Consider the following 1,797-nt stretch of genomic DNA (forward strand, 5'->3'; position numbering starts at 1 on the left):
CTTCTTGGCCTGGTCGAACATATCGCGGACGCGGCTGGCGCCAACGCCGACGAACATCTCGACAAAATCCGAGCCGGAAATGGTGAAGAACGGCACGTTGGCCTCACCGGCGACCGAACGGGCAAGCAGCGTCTTGCCGGTCCCGGGAGGGCCGACGAGCAGCACGCCGCGCGGGATCTTGCCGCCAAGCCGCTGGAACTTCTGCGGATCACGCAGGAATTCGACGATCTCTTCCAGATCTTGCTTGGCTTCGTCGACGCCGGCGACGTCCTGGAAGGTGACACGGCCATGCGCTTCGGTCAAAAGCTTGGCCTTCGACTTGCCGAAGCCCATGGCGCGGCCGGAGCCGGACTGCATCTGGCGCATGAAGAATATCCAGACGCCAAGGATGAGGATCATCGGCAGCCAGGAGATGAGATAGCCGAACAGCGAATTGGAACCGTCGGATTCGGGGCGCGCGTTGATGGTGACGTTCTTGTCCTGGAGTCTCGAAACCAGCGACGGATCCCCCGGCGAATAGGTCTGGAAGCCGGTAGAGGTGTCGGTATAGGTGCCCGAGATGCGGGCACCCGCTATGGTCACCGTCTTGACCCGGCCGGCTGCGACATCCTGCAGGAACTGCGAATAGGGGACATCGCTCGCTGCTCCGCGCGTCTGCGGCGTCTGGAACAGATTGAAGAGAGCGATGAGCAGGACCGCTATGATCGCCCAGAGCGCGAGATTGCGATAATTCGGATTCATCAATTGTCCCGTTGGTGTCCGCTGGCGGACACGCGTCGTGAGAGGAAACTTGGGTCTAACATAGGGATGGCGCCTTCCCTTGCCAAGCAGAACAGCATGTCGCGGTTAAGCTTTCGCCCAAGATCAACTGGCAGTGTGGCCGCTAAAAGGCGTGGCAGGAAGAAGCGGCGCGCCGATCAGCGCGGCGACCGTTCCGGCCGGCGCCAGGTCGAAGGATGGCAGGAAGCGGGCAAAGGGCGCGACCACCGGGCATACCGCCATTCCCGGCAGGACCTGGCTGTCCTGCGCCGAACCGAGGCATTCGCCAAGAAGTTCATTTGCGCGCCACAGCACCGGCTCGGCCGCCAGGGCCGCGCGGACAAGGCTTGGCGGCGTGCCGTCGTCGGCAATTGGCCGTTTTGCGGCACGAGCCGCACCGAGCGGCGCGATCAAAAATGCACCTGGTTCATCGTCCAATGTGATCCTCCAGCGGCCGTCCCAGAGGGCATTGTCCACGGCAGGAGCAGCGGGCGGCAGGTTGCGGGTTTCGCGACGCAGGAAGATGCCGGCACGCCGTGCATCGACCACCGTCCGCGACAATGTGGCGCAAAACGGGGTCGCGAAAAATGGGGTTGTGCCAGATGGTCCGGCCCTCAGCCGATCGAGCAGCGCCTTGCTGCGAACCTGGTCGGGCAGAAAGGCAACGCCGCCGACAGTCGCCAGCAGGATGCGCAGCGCATAGGCGGCCGCCGCGTCGTCGCTGGCCGTCGCAAAGCCCGGATCGAGACGGATAAGGCCGGCGGTGGGCCTGCTGGCAAAGCCGCGGATCAGCGCGGCTGCGCGATGGCCAAGCTGTTCGCGCTCCACCGCAGCCCGCGCGGCCAGCGCCACCGCGTCTTCCACGCGCTGGGTACCATTGCGGTCGGCAAGTGCCGCGCGGATACGCGGCCTCTCGAAAGCCTCGTCTTCATTGGTCGGGTCTTCGACCCAGCCGACATTCGCGCGCTGCAGGAGTTCGCGCAGCGCGCGAATGTCGGCTGGGTCGAAGACCCGACCAATGAAGACGAGGCTTTCGAG

The 1,797-nt window shown here is 64.6% G+C and carries 1 protein-coding gene and 1 pseudogene; both read right to left on the bottom strand.

All coding sequences use genetic code 11. The features are described 5' to 3' along the window. Positions 1 to 741: ATP-dependent metallopeptidase FtsH/Yme1/Tma family protein (locus EOA86_RS33265; RefSeq protein ID WP_164892263.1), on the bottom strand; the 741-nt coding region annotated here is incomplete at its 3' end. 123 nt (positions 742 to 864) lie between these two features. Further along, positions 865 to 1,797: pseudogene (locus EOA86_RS33270) on the bottom strand (ATP-binding protein); the annotation flags it as partial.

The sequence above is a fragment of the Mesorhizobium sp. M5C.F.Ca.IN.020.32.2.1 genome, assembly GCF_004023105.1.
Lineage (GTDB): Bacteria > Pseudomonadota > Alphaproteobacteria > Rhizobiales > Rhizobiaceae > Mesorhizobium > Mesorhizobium wenxiniae.